Source organism: Pantoea sp. A4 (assembly GCF_000295955.2).
GTDB classification, from domain to species: Bacteria; Pseudomonadota; Gammaproteobacteria; order Enterobacterales; family Enterobacteriaceae; genus Pantoea; species Pantoea multigeneris.
Map to the genome: position 1 here is coordinate 1 of NZ_ALXE01000072.1, position 404 is coordinate 404.

The 404-nt window shown below is 65.6% G+C and carries 1 protein-coding gene; it reads left to right on the plus strand.

Translation table 11 applies throughout. From position 1 onward, the window contains the following. A partial coding sequence (locus tag B880_RS25560) for an Ig-like domain-containing protein (RefSeq protein ID WP_036646796.1) occupies positions 1 to 404 on the plus strand: 404 nt, incomplete at both ends.

A 404-nucleotide genomic window follows, 5' to 3' on the forward strand; every position in this document is an offset into this window, starting at 1 on the left:
ACGGTAGATACCCAGGCTCCGGCAGCGGCGGGTGACGTCACGTTGAGCAACAACAGCGGCGACACCAGCGTACCGGTCGTCGATGGCGGCTCAACCAACACCGATACCCCGATTCTGAGCGGGACTGGCGAGGCGGGCAGCACGGTGACTGTGACCGATAACGGCAACGTAATCGGCAGCACTACCGTTGGCACCGATGGCAGCTGGAGCTTCACCCCTCCTTCCCTGGGGGATGGCGACCACAGCCTCAGCACCACGGTCACTGATCCGGCTGGCAACACCGGCCCGGCCAGCGATCCGATCGGCTTCACGGTAGATACCGTGGCACCGGATGCGACCAGCGGGGTCACCGTGACCGACAACGTGGGCGACAGCCAGGGCGAACTCGCCAGTGGCGCAACCAC